The following is a 17,106-nucleotide window of genomic DNA, read 5'->3' on the forward strand; positions in this document are numbered from 1 at the left end:
AGAGCCACAATGACGGTGAAGGTTGCGATCAACGGCTTCGGACGCATCGGCCGCCTGGTGGCGCGCGCGATCATCGAGCGCAATTCCAGCGAACTCGAGCTGGTCGCGATCAACGACCTTGCCGACGCCAAGTCGAACGCCTGGCTCTTCAGCCGCGACAGCGTCCACGGCAAATATCCCGGCACCGTCATCGCGGAGGGCAACGATCTCGTCATCGACGGCAAGCGCATCCGCGTCACCGCAGAGCGCGATCCTGCCAACCTGCCGCACAAGGAACTGGGCGTCGATCTGGTGCTGGAATGCACCGGCTTCTTCACCGACAACGTCGCCTGCCAGAAGCACATCGATGCCGGCGCCAAGAAGGTGCTGATCTCGGCACCCGGCAAGGGCGTCGACCTGACCGTCGTCTATGGCGTCAACCACGACAAGCTGACCGCCGATCACACGATCGTGTCGAACGCATCGTGCACGACGAACTGCCTCGCGCCCGTCGCCAAGGTGTTGAACGATGCGATCGGTATCGAACGCGGCCTGATGACCACGGTCCACGCCTATACCAACGATCAGAAGATCCTCGACCAGATCCATCCGGACCTGCGCCGCGCCCGTGCCGCCGCGATGTCGATGATCCCGACCACCACCGGTGCCGCCCGTGCGGTCGGCGAAGTCCTGCCCGAACTGAAGGGCAAGCTGGACGGTTCGGCGATCCGCGTGCCGGTGCCGGACGTCAGCCTGATCGACCTGACCTTCACGCCCAAGCGCGACACGACGCGTGACGAGGTCAACGCCATCCTGAAGGCCGCGGCCGAGAGCGGCCCGCTGAAGGGCGTGCTGGTGTTTTCGGACGAGCCGCTCGTCTCGATCGACCTGATGCATACCCCGCAGTCGTCGACGGTCGACAGCCTGGAGACCGCGGTGCTCGACGGCAAGCTGGTGCGCGTCGTCAGCTGGTACGACAACGAATGGGGCTTTTCGAACCGCATGGTCGATACCGCGACCGTGATGGCGAGCTTCCTCTAAGCATATGGGCGTGCTGGTCGGCATCGCCCGGCACGCCTTTCCCAAGGCGCCGATGGAATTGCTCAAGGCCGTCGACGTAACGCTCGACGGCGGCCTGCAAGGCGACTTCCGCGGCGCGGTGAAGCCGGGCGGGCGCGGCAAGCGGCAGGTCACGATGATGGAGCGCGTCGACTGGGACGCGGCGATGGCCGAGCTGGGCCATACGATTCCGTGGCAGGAGCGGCGCGTGAACCTGCTGCTCGACGGGATCGACATCCCGCAGGTGCCGGGTATTCGCGTGGCGATCGGCAGCGCCGAATTCGAGATTACCGTCGAATGCGATCCGTGCAGCCGTATGGAAACGATCGCCACGGGGTTGAAGGCAGCGCTGACCCCCGATTGGCGCGGCGGGGCCTGTACGCGAGTAAGGGCCGCCGGGCGGATCGCGATCGGCGACACGGTGACGATACTCCCCTGACATTTCAGATACGAAGGAAGACGACGTGACCAAGCCCTTCAAGACGCTAGACGATATGGGTGAGATCAACGGCAAGCGGGTGCTGGTCCGCGAGGATCTGAACGTGCCGATGGCGGACGGGGCGGTCACCGACGACACAAGGCTGCGCGCCACGCTGCCGACCGTCACCGAACTCGCCGATCGCGGCGCGATCGTGCTGATCCTCGCGCATTTCGGTCGACCGAAGGGCGTGCCGAGCGCGGACATGTCGCTGTCGATGCTCGCAAGACCCTATGCCCACGTGCTCGGCCGCGAGGTCCGCTACATCGACTGGGAAGGGGCCGAGGACGCGGTCGCCACGTTGCAGCCCGGCGATATCGCGATCCTCGAGAACACGCGTTTCTTCGGCGGCGAGGAAAAGAACGATCCTGCGGTGGTCGCACGCTTCGCCAAACTGGGCGATCTGTACGTCAACGACGCCTTTTCCGCCGCCCACCGTGCCCATGCCTCGACCGAGGGTCTGGCCAGGGTATTGCCCGCCTTCGCCGGCCGCGCGATGGAGGCCGAACTCGACGCACTGGAGCAGGCGCTCGGCAAGCCGGAGCATCCGGTCGCGGCGGTGGTGGGCGGCGCGAAGGTGTCGACCAAGCTCGACGTGCTCAAGCATCTCGTCACGCGCGTCGACCACCTCATCATCGGCGGGGGCATGGCCAATACCTTTCTTGCCGCGCGCGGGGTGAACGTCGGCAAGTCGCTATGCGAGCACAACCTTACCAACACGGCGGACGAGATCCTGGAGGCGGCCGACAAGGCGAACTGCACCGTCCATCTGCCCTACGACGTGGTGGTGGCGAAGGAATTCCGCGCCAACCCGCCCGTCCGCACCGTCAACGTGCACGAAGTCGCCGAGGACGAGATGATCCTCGATGTCGGTCCTAGCGCCGTCGAGGCATTGGGGGATGTGCTCAAGAACTGCCGCACGCTCGTCTGGAACGGCCCGATGGGTGCGTTCGAAACGCCGCCGTTCGACATCGCGACGGTCAGCCTCGCCCGGACGGCGGCGGCGCTGACACAGGACGGCAGCCTCGTTTCGGTCGCGGGCGGCGGCGATACCGTTGCGGCGCTGAACCAGGCCGGCGTGGCGGATCGCTTCACCTTCGTATCCACGGCGGGCGGTGCGTTCCTCGAATGGATGGAGGGCAAGGACTTGCCGGGCGTCGCCGCACTGATAGGCTGACGCCTTTGTAGCACGGCTTGTAACACAGACAGCCAAACACCCGTGCTTCCACCGGGAAGTGCGGGTGTTTTCGTGTCCGGTTGCCGCTTGCGCACCCCGCCGCCCGTCAGTATGTTAAACGCGTTAAACAGGAGCCTGCATGCTCGGAGTGCGTCTCGACACAGAGTTGGAAGAGCGACTTGCCGCGGTTGCGCGCACGCAGGGCCGCAGTAAGAGCGATATCGCGCGCGAGGCGGTGCGCCGCTATGTCGACCTGCATGACGAGGCATATCGGCGCGAAGCGCGGCGGCAGTCGACGCGCGCCTCCGGACGCGAATCCGCCGACGACAGCGTTTTTTGGCAGGACGCCGCCGCGTGGAAGTGAAGCATGGCGGCATCGTGCTGGTCGACGGCCCCGATGGCGCGCCCCAGAGGCCGTGCGTCGTCGTCCAGTCCGACCTGTTCAACGCCACCCATGCGACGATCACCGTCTGTCCGCTGACCAGCATCATGGGCGGCGAGGCGCTGTTCCGTGTCGCGATGTCGCCACGTGAACACAATGGCCTGACCGCGGAATGCGAGGTGCAGGTCGACCGCGTCACCAGCGTTGCGCGCGACCGGATCGCCGCGGTGATCGGCCACGCCAGCCCCACCCGGATGGAGCAGATCGACCAGGCGCTGCGGCGCTGGCTGATGCTCTGATACCCAGATACGAACCCCAAGGAGCGAACCCCATGACGACCGTCACACCCGCCGTAAAAGCCATCCTCGACAAGTACGAAGCCACCAGCCCCGCGGTAAAGGGCAACCTCGCCCGCATCCTGATGCAGGGCAAGCTTGGCGGCACCGGCAAGCTCGTCATCCTGCCGGTAGACCAAGGCTTCGAGCACGGCCCGGCACGCTCGTTCGCAGTCAATCCCCCCGCCTACGATCCGCACTATCACTATCAGATCGCGGTCGACGCCGGCCTGTCGGCCTATGCCGCGCCGCTCGGTCCGCTCGAAGCGGGGGCGGACACGTTCGCCGGCCAGATCCCGACGATCCTCAAGGTCAACAGCTCGAACAGCTGGGCTACCAGCATCGATCAGGCGGTGACCGCCAGCGTCGGCGACGCCCTGCGCCTAGGCTGCGCGGCGATCGGCTTCACCATCTATCCGGGTTCGGACGGCATTTTCGAACAGATGGAAGAGATTCGCGAACTGTCCGAAGAAGCGAGATCGGTCGGCATCGCCACCGTCATCTGGAGCTATCCGCGTGGCGGCAAGCTGTCGAAGGACGGCGAACTGGCACTCGACGTCGGCGCCTATGCCGCACACATGGCGGCGCTGCTCGGCGCGCACATCATCAAGGTGAAGCTGCCGACCGCGCACATCGAACAGGCCGAAGCCAAGAAGGCCTATGAGGGCACCGACTGGTCGAACCAGGCGGATCGCGTCAAGCACGTCGTCCAGTCGAGCTTCGCCGGCCGTCGCATCGTCGTTTTCTCGGGTGGCGCGGCCAAGGGCAACGATGCGGTCTATCAGGATGCGCGCGACATCCTGGCCGGTGGCGGCAACGGCTCGATCATCGGCCGCAACACCTTCCAGCGCAGCCGCGAGGATGCGCTCGCGATGCTCGAGAAGATCATCGCGATCTACAAGGGTGAAGCGGCCTGATCGATACGACACTGCCCCGGCTTTCGCCGGGGCGGTGTTGGCTGTAGGGGGCAGCAATGACTGAAGACGATCCCCTCGGCCCGCTCGATCCCGCCTTTGCCGAACATTTCCGGCGCAGCGATCGCCGGCCGCCGTGCCAATTGTACCTGATCTCCCCGCTCGACGTGACCGGCGCATTCGCCGACCGGCTGGCGCGGGCGCTCGATGCCGGGCCGGTCGCCGCTTTCCAGTTCCGCATCAAGGACGTGGACCAGCATGCCGCCGCGGCGCTGGCCGAGCCTTTGCAACGGATATGTGCCGACCGGGAGGTCGCGTTCATCGTCAACGACAGTATCGCGCTCGCCAAGCGGCTCGGCGCGGATGGCGTACATCTGGGTCAGGGCGACGGCGATCCGCGCGAGGCGCGCGATAGTCTGGGGCCGGACGTGCAGATCGGCGTGACCTGTCACGACAGCCGTCATCTGGCGATGGAGGCAGGCGAGGGGAGCGCGGATTATGTGGCGTTCGGAGCGTTCTTCCCGACGACGACCAAGACCGTGAAACACCAGCCCGACCCCTCGATCCTGTCGTGGTGGGCATCGATGTTCGAACTGCCCAGCGTCGCGATCGGCGGGATCACGCCGGTCAACGCGCCGCCGCTGGTGGCCGCGGGCGCCGACTTCCTCGCAGTCTGTGGTGCAGTATGGGGCGGCGATGAAGCGGAGGCAGTGAGGGCCTTCGGTGATGTATTGGGCGGATGATCGCGTTCCCACTGCAACCACGATGACGGGCCGGCGCGTGTGACGCGGCTGGGCTGGGCCATTCTGATCGGCATGATGCTGGTCATTGCCGCATTCCTGTCAATGACCAGCTTTGGCACCGCGTCTCGCCAGCCCGTCGGTCCGCGCGCCGAGAGCATTGCGCCGTTACCCGCGGACGATGCCGGTATACTGACCATCCCCGTCGCCGGTGTAACCCGTGCGGCGCTCGTCGATAGCTGGAACGATCCTCGCGGCGGCGGCACGCGCGGCCATCATGGCACCGACATCCTCGCGCCTGGCGGCACGCCCGTCCTCGCGGCGGCCTCGGGCACGGTCGAAAAGCTGTTCCAGTCTAATCTCGGCGGAACCACCGTCTACATCCGGTCTGCCGATCGGCTCTGGATTTATTATTATGCACATCTCGCCGGTTATGCTCCGGGTCTGCGAGAAGGACAGAAGGTCAGCATCGGTCAGCAGATCGCTTTCGTCGGTGACACCGGAGACGCCGGACCCGGCAACTATCACCTGCATTTCGGAATGCAGCGGATGCGCCCGCAGCAACGCTGGTACCAAGGCGAGGATGTGAATCCCTACCCGATGCTTGCCGCCCGCGGGTCCACGCGATAAAGGGCGTCGCATCGAGGTGCGCGTGACCCGCGTGCCGCAATCGCTCTTTCCAGCAGGTTCAGACCATGAAGATCAGCGGCGTGGACATCCGTCCCGGCAACATCATCGAATATGAGGGCGGCATCTGGCGCGCCGTCAAGATCCAGCACACGCAGCCCGGCAAGGGCGGTGCGTACATGCAGGTCGAGCTGAAGAACCTGATCGACGGTCGCAAGAACAACGTCCGCTTCCGCTCCGCCGAAAGCGTCGAACGGGTCCGCCTCGACACCAAGGATTTCCAGTTCCTGTTCCGCGACGGCGAAGCGCTGACGTTCATGGACAAGGACAATTACGAACAGATCACGCTCGATGCCGGCATTCTCGGCGATGCCGCGGCGTTCCTGCAGGACGGCATGGACGTCGTGCTCGAATTGTACGACGAGCGCCCGATCTCGGTCGAACTGCCGAGCACGATCGAGGCGATGATCGTCGAGGCCGATGCAGTCGTGAAGGGTCAGACCGCCTCGTCCAGCTACAAGCCCGCGATCCTCGACAACGGCGTCCGCGTGATGGTGCCGCCGCATATCGGCGCGGGCACGAAGATCGTCGTCGACGTGTACGAACAGACGTACGTCCGCCGCGCGGATTGATCCGTCTATAGCCCCTCCCCCTCGGGGGAGGGGTTGGGGTGGGGCAGTGCGGCGCAGCTGCTGTGTCTCTCCACTCCCGACTTCCCCACCCCAACCCCTCCCCTGAAGGGGAGGGGCTAGAAAGCTGCAAAATGCCCAGCCATTCCGGCCTCTTCACCGTCATCGAACGCGCCGCCCGCAAGGCCGGCACGGCGCTGCGCCGCGACTTCAACGAGGTCCAGCACCTCCAGGTCAGCCGCAAGGGCCCGGCCGACTTCGTGTCGATCGCCGACAAGCGCGCCGAGCAGACGCTGTACGAGGAACTGAGCCGCGCGCGTCCCGACTGGGGCTTCCTGATGGAGGAGGGTGGCGAGGTCGCGGGCGATCCCGACAAACCGCGCTTCATCATCGACCCGCTGGATGGCACGTCCAACTTCCTCCACGGCATCCCGCATTTCGCGATTTCGATCGCGGTCGAGGAGGCGACCCCGGCGGGCAAGCGCGAGATCACGACCGCGCTCGTCTATCAGCCGCTGACCGACGAGAGTTTCTGGGCCGAAAAGGGCCGGGGGGCGTGGCTGACCGACCAGCGTCTGCGCGTGTCGGCCCGCCGGGACATGTCCGAGGCGCTGATCGCCACGGGAATCCCGTTCCTCGGCCACGGCAATTTCGTCGAATGGAGCCGCATTTTCGGTGCGATCGCACCGGAAGTCGCCGGCATCCGCCGTTTCGGCGCGGCATCACTCGATCTGGCATGGGTCGCGGCCGGTCGTTTCGACGGCTATTGGGAATCGGGCCTCAAACCCTGGGATGTTGCTGCGGGCATGCTGCTCGTGAAAGAGGCGGGCGGCTACGTCACCGACTTCCGCGGCAGCGACCGCGCGATGGAGCGGAACGAGTTCCTCGCCGCCAACGACGGCCTGCACGTCAAGCTGCACAAGCTGGTGGCCGGCGCGCTGCGCTGATCGCCGCCAACTGCTTTCCTCACCCTTCCGGCGCTTCGCGCCTCCCTCCCTCTCCCGACGGGAGAGGGAAGAGACGGCGAAGACGGCGATAGGGTGAGGGCAGGGGCGAGCCGTGTCGGTCATTCACTCTTGCTTAATTGCGAGTGATTCTCACACCCTCCCGGCCTTGCCCGTCCCACCCCACGGGCCTAAAGCGACCCCACATCCTTCGCACTTGCGAGAAGCCCATTGGTCGATCTGTCCCAATACCTGCCAATCCTGCTGTTCCTGGGTGTCGCCCTGGCGCTGTCGAGCACCTTCGTGTTCCTGCCCATGGCCGTCGCCAAGCTGACCGGCACGAACAAGCCCAACGAACAGAAGCTGTCGGAATATGAATGCGGCTTTCCCGCGTTCGAGGATCCGCGCAGCCAGTTCGATGTGCGATTTTATCTGATCGCCATCCTGTTCATCATCTTCGATCTCGAAGCCGCGTTCCTATATCCTTGGGCAGTCTCGGTTTTCAGCATCGGCTGGACCGCATGGATCTCCATGATGATCTTCATCGGCGAATTGGCCCTCGGCCTCGTCTATGCCTGGAAGAAGGGAGCTTTGGATTGGGAGTAGAGGCACACTTCGGTCCCATCGGATTGGTCAACAACCCCGAAGGCACGGCGATCGCGCCGGATCAGGGGTTCTTCGACAGCCTGAATGGTGAACTGACCGACAAGGGCTTCCTCGTCACGTCGACCGAGGAGCTGTTCCAATGGGCGCGAACCGGTTCGCTTTGGTGGATGACGTTCGGCCTGGCATGCTGCGCCGTAGAAATGATCCACGTCAACATGCCACGCTACGACCTCGAGCGCTTCGGCGCGGCACCGCGCGCGTCGCCGCGGCAGTCGGACGTGATGATCGTTGCCGGCACGCTCTGCAACAAGATGGCGCCGGCTCTGCGCAAGGTCTACGACCAGATGTCGGAGCCGAAATACGTCATCTCGATGGGCAGCTGCGCCAATGGCGGCGGCTATTATCACTACAGCTATTCGGTCGTGCGCGGTTGCGATCGCGTGGTGCCGGTCGACATCTACGTGCCCGGCTGCCCGCCGACTGCTGAGGCATTGCTGTACGGTATCATGCAGTTGCAGCGGAAGATCCGTCGTCAGGGGAGCGTCGAACGGTGAGGGCGCCCGCTCCCGCCTATGCGGCGAACCTCAACGGCGAAACGATCGAGGCGGTGCGGATCACGCTCGGCACGGCGTTGATTGACGCCGTCGAACAGGTTGGCGAAGTCGCACTCTACGTCGAGCGCGAGGCTATCGTCGACGCGCTGACCAAGCTGCGCGACACGCCGGGGCTGGAATACCAGCAGCTGATGGAGATCGCCGGCGTCGATTACCCGGAGCGCCCGGAGCGGTTCGAAGTCGTCTATTGCCTGCTGTCGCTGACGCGAAACCATCGCCTGCACGTCCACGTTTCGACCGACGACGTGAAGCCGGTGCCGTCGGTGACTGGCATCTGGCCGGTCGCCGGCTGGCTGGAGCGCGAAGTGTACGACATGTACGGCGTGCTGTTCACCGGCAATGCCGACCTGCGCCGCATCTTGACCGACTACGGTTTCCGCGGCCATCCGCAGCGCAAGGACTTCCCACTCTCCGGCTTCGTCGAGATGCGCTATTCGGAAGAGCAGAAGCGTGTCGTTTATCAGCCCGTCAGTCTGGCGCAGGACTTCCGCAACTTCGACTTCCAGTCTCCGTGGGAGGGTGCGCAATACGTCCTGCCGGGCGACGAAAAGGGCATTTTGCCCGAGGCGAAGGGAGCGCCGACGCCGTTGAAGGCTGACGACATCGTCAAGGCCGATGCGACCAGGGCGCCGACCGAAACGCCGAAGGCGGGCAGCGAACCCTACGCGAAGACGACGACCGACAGCACCGCCGACACCGGTGCGGGCAAGGCTGACGCGGGCAACAGGGCGGCTGAGAAGCCCGCCGATGCCGACGTGGTGCCGACCAAGGGTGAAGGACAGAACCAGTGAGCGACTATGTCGACGAACTGATGCACGTCACCGACGCGGGCGATCCGACCACCGGCGACGTCACCATCTCCAATTACACGATCAACTTCGGTCCCCAGCACCCGGCTGCGCACGGCGTGCTCCGGCTGGTGATGGAGCTGGACGGCGAGATCATCGAGCGCATCGATCCGCACGTCGGCCTGCTCCACCGTGGCACCGAAAAGCTGATCGAATACAAGACCTACGCGCAGGCGATCCCCTATTTCGATCGCCTCGATTACTGCTCGCCGATGTGCATGGAGCACACGTTCGTGCTCGCGATCGAGAAGCTGCTGGATATCGAGGTGCCGATCCGCGCCCAGTATCTGCGCGTCTTCTTCGCCGAGCTGACCCGCATCTCGAACCACATGCTCAACCTCGGCAGCCACGTCATGGACGTCGGCGCGATGACGCCGAACTTGTGGTTGTTCGAGATCCGCGAGGATTGCTACAATTTCTTCGAGCGTGCCTCGGGCGCGCGCATGCATCATAATTACATGCGGCCGGGCGGCGTCCATCAGGACGTGCCGCTCAAGCTGCTGACCGACATCGCCGACTGGCTCGACACGCGCCTGCCACGCCTGTTCGAGGACGCGATCAGCCTCGTCGCCGACAATCGTATCTTCAAGCAGCGCAACGTCGATATCGCGACGGTCAGCCGCGAGGACGCGATCGCCTGGGGCTTCTCCGGCCCGATGATCCGCGCCGCCGGCATCCCGTGGGACCTGCGCAAGTCGCAGCCCTATGACGTCTACGACCGTATGGAATTCGACATCCCGGTCGGTACGCGCGGCGACTGCTACGACCGCTTCATGGTGCGCGTCGAAGAGGTCCGCCAGTCGGCGCGGATCATGAAGCAGTGTCTGCGCGACATGCCCGAAGGCCCGATCGCCTCGTCCGACCGCAAGGTCGTGCCGCCCAAGCGCGCCGAGATGAAGCAGTCGATGGAGGCGCTAATCCATCACTTCAAGCTCTATACCGAGGGCTATCACGTCCCCGCGGGCGAAGTGTATGTCGCGACCGAAAGCCCCAAGGGCGAATTCGGCGTGTTCCTCGTCTCCGACGGCTCGAACAAGCCCTACCGCTGCAAGATCCGCCCGACCGCGTTCAGCCATCTGCAGGCGATGGACTTCATGTCCAGAGGCCACATGCTGGCCGACACGACCGCGATCCTCGGCGCGATGGATATCGTTTTTGGTGAATGTGACCGCTGATGGCTGAAGCACCCCGGATCCCCGACGAAGCAGAGACCCGCGCACGCTGGGGCGGCTTCGCCTGGAACGACGACAACCAGCGCAAGGCGAACGAGATCCTCTCGCGCTACCCTGCGGGCCGCGAACAGTCGGCGTCGATCCCGTTCCTCGATCTCGCCCAGCGGCAGGTCGGCGAGGAAACGCATACGCAGGGCTGGCTGCCGGTCCCGGTGATCGAGTTCGTCGCGCGTCAGATCGGTGTACCGTACATGCGCGTGTTCGAGGTCGCGACATTCTACACGATGTTCAACCTCGCACCGGTCGGCCGCTATCACGTGCAGGTCTGCGGCACGACGCCGTGCATGCTGCGTGGGTCCGACGATGTACTCGCCGCCTGCAAGAACCGCGGGCTGGTGAAGGGCGGCACGACGCCCGATGGCATGTTCACGCTGACCGAGGTCGAATGCCTCGGCACCTGCGCCAACGCGCCGATGGTCCAGATCAACGACGACAATTATGAAGACCTCGACTATGACCGCACCGTCGCGGTGCTCGAGGCGCTGGCCAAGGGCGAGCAGCCCGAAACCGGCTCGACGATCGGTCGCCAGACCAGCTGCCCCGAAGGCGGCCCGACGACGCTGACCGCGATGGTCGACGCCAACCACGATTATCGGAGCGAATGGGCCTGATGCTCGCCGACAAGGACCGCATTTTCACCAACGTTTACGGGTTCCAGCCGTGGAGCCTCGAAGCGGCGCTGAAGCGTGGCGACTGGGATAATACCAAGGCGCTGATGGCGCTGGGCCAGGACGCGATCATCGATGTGATCAAGGCGTCGGGACTGCGCGGCCGTGGCGGCGCGGGTTTCCCGACCGGCACCAAATGGTCGTTCATGCCCAAGGAGCCGAAGCCGGACCGGCCGAACTTCCTAGTCATCAACGCCGACGAGTCCGAACCCGGTTCCTGCAAGGACCGTGAGATCATCCGTCACGATCCGCATAAGCTGATCGAGGGCGCGCTGATCGCTGGCTATGCGATGCGCGCGCGTGCCGCCTATATCTATATCCGCGGTGAATATATCCGCGAGGCGGAGACGCTGTTCGCGGCGGTCGCCGAGGCGTACGACCGCGGCCTGATCGGTAAGAACGCCAGCGGTTCGGGTTACGATTTCGACGTTTTCGTCCACCGCGGGGCCGGCGCTTACATCTGCGGCGAAGAAACCGCGATGCTCGAAAGCCTCGAGGGCAAAAAGGGCCAGCCACGCCTCAAGCCGCCGTTCCCGGCGGGTGCAGGCCTTTATGGCTGCCCGACGACGGTAAACAACGTCGAATCGATCGCGGTCGCGCCGACGATCCTGCGGCGTGGTGCTTCGTGGTTCTCCAGCTTCGGCCGCGAGAACAACAAGGGAACCAAGCTCTACCAGATCAGCGGTCACGTGAATAAGCCCTGCGTCGTCGAAGACGAAATGGGTCTGACCTTCCGCGAACTGATCGAGACGCATTGCGGCGGCATCCGCGGCGGCTGGGACAATCTGCTCGCGGTCATCCCGGGCGGGTCGTCGGTGCCGCTGGTGCCGGCCAAAGACATCATTGACGCGCCGATGGACTTCGACGGACTGAAGGCGGTCGGTTCCGGCCTCGGCACCGCGGCGGTGATCGTCATGGACAAGTCGACCGACATCGTCCGCGCGATCAGCCGCATCTCGTATTTCTACAAGCACGAGAGCTGCGGCCAGTGCACGCCGTGCCGCGAAGGCACCGGCTGGATGTGGCGCGTGATGGAGCGGCTGCGCACCGGCGACGCCGACATCGCCGAGATCGACACGTTGCATCAGGTGACCAAGCAGGTCGAAGGCCACACCATCTGCGCCCTCGGCGACGCAGCGGCATGGCCGATCCAGGGTCTCATCAAACATTTCCGCCCCGAATTGGAGCGCCGGATCATCGAACGTAGCGGCGGCGATCTGACGCCGATGCAGGAAGCTGCTGAATAATGCCCAAGCTGAAGGTAGACGGGATCGAGGTCGAGGTGCCGCAGGGCGCGACGGTCCTCCAGGCATGCGAAGCCGCGGGTAAGGAAATCCCGCGCTTTTGCTATCACGAACGGCTGTCGATCGCCGGCAATTGCCGCATGTGCCTCGTCGAGGTGAAGCCGGGGCCGCCGAAGCCGCAAGCGTCGTGCGCGCTGCCTGCCGCGGACAATCAGGAGGTCTTCACCACCAGCCCGATGGTGAAGAACGCGCGCGAAGGCGTGATGGAATTCCTGCTGATCAACCATCCGCTCGATTGCCCGATCTGCGATCAGGGCGGCGAATGCGACTTGCAGGATCAGTCGATGGCCTATGGCAAGGGTCATAGCCGCTACACCGAGAACAAGCGCGCGGTCACCGAGAAGTATATGGGTCCGATCGTCAAGACGATCATGACCCGCTGCATCCAGTGCACGCGCTGTGTCCGCTTCGCCGAGGAAGTCGCCGGGGTCGAGGAAATCGGCGCGATCTATCGCGGTGAGGACATGCAGATTACGTCCTACCTCGAACAGGCCGTGACGAGCGAACTCAGCGGCAATGTCGTCGATCTATGCCCGGTCGGCGCGCTGACGTCGAAGCCCTATGCCTATGAAGCACGGCCGTGGGAGCTCAAGAAGACGCTCACCATCGACGTGCAGGACGCGGTCGGCACCAACATCCGGCTAGACAGCCGCGGCCGTCAGGTGCTGCGCTGCGTTCCCCGCATCAACGAGGACGTCAACGAGGAGTGGGCGACCGACAAGACCCGCCATCACGTCGATGGGCTGGTGCGTCGCCGGCTCGATCGCCCGTACGTGCGCCGCGACGGCAAGCTGGCACCCGTCAGCTGGGATGAGGCATTCGGCGTCATCAAGGCGAAGGTCGATGCCGCCGGTTCGAACGTCGCTGCCGTCGCCGGCGATCTCGTCGATTGCGAGACGATGTATGCCGCCAAGGCGCTGCTCGCGAAGCTCGGCTCGTCGCTGCTCGAAGGGCGGCAGACGGGGATGGATTATGACACGTCCAGCCTTGCCGCGGTGAACTTCAACACGACGATCGCCGGCGTCGAAGAGGCGGATGCGATCCTGCTGGTCGGAACCAATCTGCGCTGGGAAGCGCCGCTCGTGAACACCCGCATTCGCAAGGCGATCAAGAAGGGCGCGAAGGTCCTCGCGATCGGCCCCGAGACCGAGTTGACCTACAAGGTCGAATGGCTCGGGTCGGACCTGTCGATCCTCGGCGATTTGCCCGAAGCGGCGGCCAAGCTGTTCACCGACGCCAAGAAACCGATGGTCATCGTCGGCGGTGGTGCGTTGAAGGGCGGCCACGGCGCCGCGCTGGCCTTCGCCAAGCAGTTCAACTTGGTTCGTGATGGCTGGAACGGCTTCAACGTCGTCCACATGGCCGCGAGCCGCATGGGCGGCCTGATGCTCGGCTATGCGCAAAAGGGCGGCGTCGCCGATTTGCGCGGCGCGGATGTCACCTTCCTGCTCGGCGCCGATGAACTCAACTTTGACAACTTCGGCGGCTTCAAGGTGTACGTCGGCCACCATGGCGATCAGGGCGCACATCATGCCGATGTGATCTTGCCGGGTGCTACCTACGCCGAGAAGTCCGGCACCTGGGTGAACCTGGAAGGGCGCGTTCAGCGTGGCGAACGTGCGGTATTCCCGCCGGGCGACGCGCGCGAGGATTGGGCGATCTTCCGCGCCCTGTCCGACGTGCTCGGCCATACGCTGCCGTTCGACAGCCTCGCCGGCCTGCGCGAGGCGATGGGGACCGAGGTTCCGGCACTGCGCACGCCCGGTCTCGCCACGTTCGAATGGAACCCGCCTGCGCTCGACGCAGCGGGGCAGGGGAGCCTGTCGGGCTATCCGATCAAGGATTTCTATCTGACCAACGCCATCTGCCGCGCATCGCCGACGATGCAGCGCTGCTCGGCCGAACTGGTCCATGGCGAGACGTTCGCGGAGGCCGCGGAGTGACCGACTTCTTCAATTCCACCGTCGGCATGTCGTACGAATGGGCATGGTTCACCGCGACCATCGTCGGCATCCTCGTCATCGCACTGCCGCTGATGTTGGCCGTCGCGATGATCATCTACGCCGATCGCAAGATCTGGGCGGCGATGGCGCTGCGCCGCGGCCCCAACGTCGTCGGGCCGTTCGGTCTGCTCCAGTCGTTCGCCGATGGTCTGAAGGTTTTCCTTCAGGAGACGATCATCCCGTCCGCCGCCAACCGCGGCCTGTTCCTGATGGCGCCGATCATCACCTTCACGGTCGCGCTGATCGTCTGGGCGGTGGTGCCGTTCGCCGAGGGCGCGGTGCTCGCCGACATCAACGTCGGGCTGCTGTATGTGCTCGCGGCGTCGTCGCTCGGCGTCTACGGCATCATCCTGTCGGGCTGGGCGTCGAACTCGAAGTACCCCTTCTATTCCGCGCTGCGCGCCGCGGCGCAGATGGTCAGCTACGAAGTTGCCCTCGGCTTCGTGCTCATCACCGTCGTGCTGTGGGCGGGAACGTTCAACCTGTCCGCGATCGTGATGGCGCAGAAGGCGATCTATCCGTGGCTGCCGGTCAACGGCTTCGGCTTTAACCCGCTGCTGTTCCCGATGAGCATCGTCTTCCTGATCTCCGGCATGGCCGAAACCGGCCGCGCGCCGTTCGACCTGACCGAGGCGGAATCGGAACTCGTCGCCGGGTACCAGACCGAATACAGCTCGATGAGCTTCGCGCTCTTCTGGCTCGGCGAATATGCCAACGTGCTACTGATGTGCGCGCTCAACGCGACGCTCTTCTGGGGCGGGTGGCTGCCGCCCATCGACTGGGCACCGCTTTATTACGTACCGGGCATCATCTGGCTATTCGCGAAGATCCTGTTCTTCTTCTTCGTCTTCAGCTGGGTCAAGGCGACCGTGCCGCGCTATCGCTACGATCAGCTGATGCGGCTGGGCTGGAAGATCTTCCTCCCACTGTCGCTGTTCTGGGTATTCCTGGTGTCGGGCGTGCTGATGCTGATGCGGGTGGGCATCCCCGGATGAGCGCCGTGTCGAACTGGCTGGTCGCCCGTGGGCTTAGGCCGCAGGCATTGCGTGACCGGGCGCTCGCGGGCGTCGGTATCGGGTTGTTGGTCGTGATGATCGACCGAGTAGTAGGATTTGGATCTTGAGCGTCGCACAGATCGTCAAGTCGTTCACCTTGTGGGAATTCGTGAAGGCGCACGCCCTCACGCTGAAGTATTTCTTCAAGCCCAAGGCGACGATCAACTATCCCTACGAGCGTAATCCGATCAGTCCGCGGTTCCGCGGCGAGCACGTGCTGCGTCGTTATCCCAACGGCGAGGAACGCTGCATCGCCTGCAAGCTGTGCGAGGCGGTGTGCCCAGCGCAGGCGATCACGATCGAGGCCGAACCCCGCGACGATGGCAGCCGCCGCACGACGCGCTACGACATCGACATGACAAAGTGCATCTACTGCGGCCTGTGTCAGGAGGCGTGCCCGGTCGATGCGATCGTCGAGGGGCCGAACTACGAATTCTCGACCGAAACGCGCGAAGAGCTGATCTACGACAAGGCGAAGCTGCTCGATAACGGCGACCGCTGGGAAAGCGCAATCGCGGCGAACCTTGCCGCCGATGCGCCCTACCGTTAATGCGCGCCGCACTCGATTCCGGGCTTAGGGGGCCGACCCAATCGTGATCCAGGCAATTGCCTTCTATTTGTTCGCCATCGTGGTGATCGGATCCGGCGCGATGACGATCTCGTCGCGCAATCCGGTGCATTCGGTGATGTGGCTGATCCTCGCGTTCTTCAACGCGGCGGGACTGATGGTGCTCGTCGGTGCCGAGTTCATCGCGATGCTGCTCGTCATCGTCTACGTCGGCGCGGTCGCGGTGCTGTTCCTGTTCGTCGTCATGATGCTCGATATCGAGGTCGCGCAACTGCGCGCCGGCTTTGCGCAATATGCCGCGCTGGGCCTGGCGCTCGCGGTGGCGCTCGCCGCTGAAATCCTGATCGGCATCGGCGCCTGGAGCGCCGGCGGACTCAAGATCAGCCAGCGGATCGCGCCGATCGACAGCGCCGTCCCGAACATCCAGGCGATGGGGACGTTGCTCTACACGCGCTATCTGTTTGTGTTCGAGGCGGCGGGCTTTGTCCTGCTCGTCGCGATGATCGGCGCGATCGTGCTGACGCATCGGCAGCGTGGCGGAGTGCGCGCCCAGTCGCCGTTCCGCCAGATCGGCCGCCGTCCAGAGGATGCGACGCGCAACGTCCAGCCGCCGATCGGCCAGGGGGTCCATCTGTGATCGGTCTTACCCATTACCTCGTCGTCGCGGCGATCCTGTTCACGATGGGCGTGCTCGGCATCTTCCTGAACCGGAAGAATCTGATCGTCATTCTGATGGCGATCGAGCTGATCCTGCTCGCGGTGAACCTCAACCTCGTCGCCTTCTCGGCGTACCTGCATGATCTGGTCGGGCAGATCTTCGCGATGTTCGTGCTGACGGTGGCCGCCGGCGAAGCGGCGATCGGACTCGCGATCCTCGTCATCTACTTCCGTGGCCGCGGCACGATCGCGGTCGACGACGTCAATCGGATGAAGGGCTAAATACC

21 protein-coding genes are annotated in these 17,106 nt (G+C 64.5%); all 21 read left to right on the top strand.

The annotated features are described in order from the left end of the window. Positions 1–9 precede the first annotated feature (9 nt). The 21 genes from gap to nuoK all read left to right on the top strand — a co-directional run bounded on the left by gap (position 10) and on the right by nuoK (position 17,101). Positions 10–1,020 carry a type I glyceraldehyde-3-phosphate dehydrogenase gene (gap, locus tag LRA87_RS06570; RefSeq protein WP_230630277.1) on the top strand — a complete coding sequence of 337 codons (1,011 nt, stop codon included), beginning with the start codon at positions 10–12 and terminating at the stop codon, positions 1,018–1,020. 4 nt (positions 1,021–1,024) lie between these two features. Continuing rightward, complete coding sequence (locus LRA87_RS06575; RefSeq protein WP_230630279.1) at positions 1,025–1,477, top strand: MOSC domain-containing protein; 453 nt, start codon at positions 1,025–1,027, stop codon at positions 1,475–1,477. Between the two features lie 25 nt (positions 1,478–1,502). After that, a complete protein-coding gene (locus tag LRA87_RS06580) occupies positions 1,503–2,693 on the top strand; it encodes a phosphoglycerate kinase (RefSeq protein WP_230630281.1) in 1,191 nt (396 codons plus the stop codon). 139 nt (positions 2,694–2,832) lie between these two features. Then, positions 2,833–3,057: a ribbon-helix-helix protein, CopG family gene (locus LRA87_RS06585; protein WP_230630283.1), complete on the top strand. Its 225-nt coding sequence runs from the start codon at positions 2,833–2,835 to the stop codon at positions 3,055–3,057. Then, complete coding sequence (locus LRA87_RS06590) at positions 3,048–3,374, top strand: type II toxin-antitoxin system PemK/MazF family toxin (RefSeq protein ID WP_230630285.1); 327 nt, start codon at positions 3,048–3,050, stop codon at positions 3,372–3,374. The genes LRA87_RS06585 and LRA87_RS06590 overlap by 10 nt, the downstream gene beginning before the upstream one ends. A gap of 32 nt (positions 3,375–3,406) precedes the next feature. Continuing rightward, complete coding sequence (locus LRA87_RS06595) at positions 3,407–4,327, top strand: class I fructose-bisphosphate aldolase (protein WP_230630287.1); 921 nt, start codon at positions 3,407–3,409, stop codon at positions 4,325–4,327. Between the two features lie 56 nt (positions 4,328–4,383). After that, positions 4,384–5,067: a thiamine phosphate synthase gene (gene thiE / locus LRA87_RS06600; RefSeq protein ID WP_230630289.1), complete on the top strand. Its 684-nt coding sequence runs from the start codon at positions 4,384–4,386 to the stop codon at positions 5,065–5,067. Positions 5,068–5,139: 72 nt separating this feature from the next. Continuing rightward, positions 5,140–5,694, top strand: coding sequence for a M23 family metallopeptidase (locus LRA87_RS06605; RefSeq protein WP_230630291.1), 555 nt, complete (start codon positions 5,140–5,142; stop codon positions 5,692–5,694). Between the two features lie 65 nt (positions 5,695–5,759). Continuing rightward, a complete protein-coding gene (efp, locus tag LRA87_RS06610) occupies positions 5,760–6,323 on the top strand; it encodes an elongation factor P (protein ID WP_230630292.1) in 564 nt (187 codons plus the stop codon). A gap of 131 nt (positions 6,324–6,454) precedes the next feature. Continuing rightward, positions 6,455–7,267 carry an inositol monophosphatase family protein gene (locus LRA87_RS06615; protein ID WP_230630294.1) on the top strand — a complete coding sequence of 271 codons (813 nt, stop codon included), beginning with the start codon at positions 6,455–6,457 and terminating at the stop codon, positions 7,265–7,267. Positions 7,268–7,495: 228 nt separating this feature from the next. Next, a complete protein-coding gene (locus LRA87_RS06620; protein ID WP_230630296.1) occupies positions 7,496–7,870 on the top strand; it encodes an NADH-quinone oxidoreductase subunit A in 375 nt (124 codons plus the stop codon). Continuing rightward, a complete protein-coding gene (locus tag LRA87_RS06625) occupies positions 7,861–8,424 on the top strand; it encodes a NuoB/complex I 20 kDa subunit family protein (RefSeq protein ID WP_443024844.1) in 564 nt (187 codons plus the stop codon). The genes LRA87_RS06620 and LRA87_RS06625 overlap by 10 nt, the downstream gene beginning before the upstream one ends. After that, a complete protein-coding gene (locus LRA87_RS06630) occupies positions 8,421–9,275 on the top strand; it encodes an NADH-quinone oxidoreductase subunit C (protein WP_230630298.1) in 855 nt (284 codons plus the stop codon). The genes LRA87_RS06625 and LRA87_RS06630 overlap by 4 nt, the downstream gene beginning before the upstream one ends. Before the next feature lie 20 nt (positions 9,276–9,295). After that, a complete protein-coding gene (locus tag LRA87_RS06635; RefSeq protein WP_443024858.1) occupies positions 9,296–10,507 on the top strand; it encodes an NADH-quinone oxidoreductase subunit D in 1,212 nt (403 codons plus the stop codon). Then, on the top strand, positions 10,507–11,175 hold the full coding sequence (locus tag LRA87_RS06640; RefSeq protein WP_230630302.1) for a complex I 24 kDa subunit family protein: 669 nt from the start codon (positions 10,507–10,509) through the stop codon (positions 11,173–11,175). The genes LRA87_RS06635 and LRA87_RS06640 overlap by 1 nt, the downstream gene beginning before the upstream one ends. Next, positions 11,175–12,479, top strand: a complete 1,305-nt coding sequence (nuoF, locus tag LRA87_RS06645; protein WP_230631169.1) for an NADH-quinone oxidoreductase subunit NuoF — start codon at positions 11,175–11,177, stop codon at positions 12,477–12,479. The genes LRA87_RS06640 and nuoF overlap by 1 nt, the downstream gene beginning before the upstream one ends. Continuing rightward, complete coding sequence (nuoG, locus tag LRA87_RS06650; protein ID WP_230630305.1) at positions 12,479–14,479, top strand: NADH-quinone oxidoreductase subunit NuoG; 2,001 nt, start codon at positions 12,479–12,481, stop codon at positions 14,477–14,479. Before nuoF ends, nuoG begins: the two co-directional genes overlap by 1 nt. 26 nt (positions 14,480–14,505) lie before the next feature. Then, positions 14,506–15,534, top strand: coding sequence for an NADH-quinone oxidoreductase subunit NuoH (nuoH, locus tag LRA87_RS06655; RefSeq protein ID WP_230631170.1), 1,029 nt, complete (start codon positions 14,506–14,508; stop codon positions 15,532–15,534). Positions 15,535–15,658: 124 nt separating this feature from the next. Further along, on the top strand, positions 15,659–16,144 hold the full coding sequence (gene nuoI / locus LRA87_RS06660; RefSeq protein ID WP_230630308.1) for an NADH-quinone oxidoreductase subunit NuoI: 486 nt from the start codon (positions 15,659–15,661) through the stop codon (positions 16,142–16,144). A gap of 43 nt (positions 16,145–16,187) precedes the next feature. Beyond that, on the top strand, positions 16,188–16,799 hold the full coding sequence (locus LRA87_RS06665) for an NADH-quinone oxidoreductase subunit J (protein ID WP_230630311.1): 612 nt from the start codon (positions 16,188–16,190) through the stop codon (positions 16,797–16,799). Beyond that, positions 16,796–17,101: an NADH-quinone oxidoreductase subunit NuoK gene (nuoK, locus tag LRA87_RS06670; protein WP_163959071.1), complete on the top strand. Its 306-nt coding sequence runs from the start codon at positions 16,796–16,798 to the stop codon at positions 17,099–17,101. Before LRA87_RS06665 ends, nuoK begins: the two co-directional genes overlap by 4 nt. Positions 17,102–17,106 lie beyond the last annotated feature (5 nt).

This window comes from Sphingomonas sp. Leaf37 (assembly GCF_920939475.1).
Lineage (GTDB): Bacteria > Pseudomonadota > Alphaproteobacteria > Sphingomonadales > Sphingomonadaceae > Sphingomonas.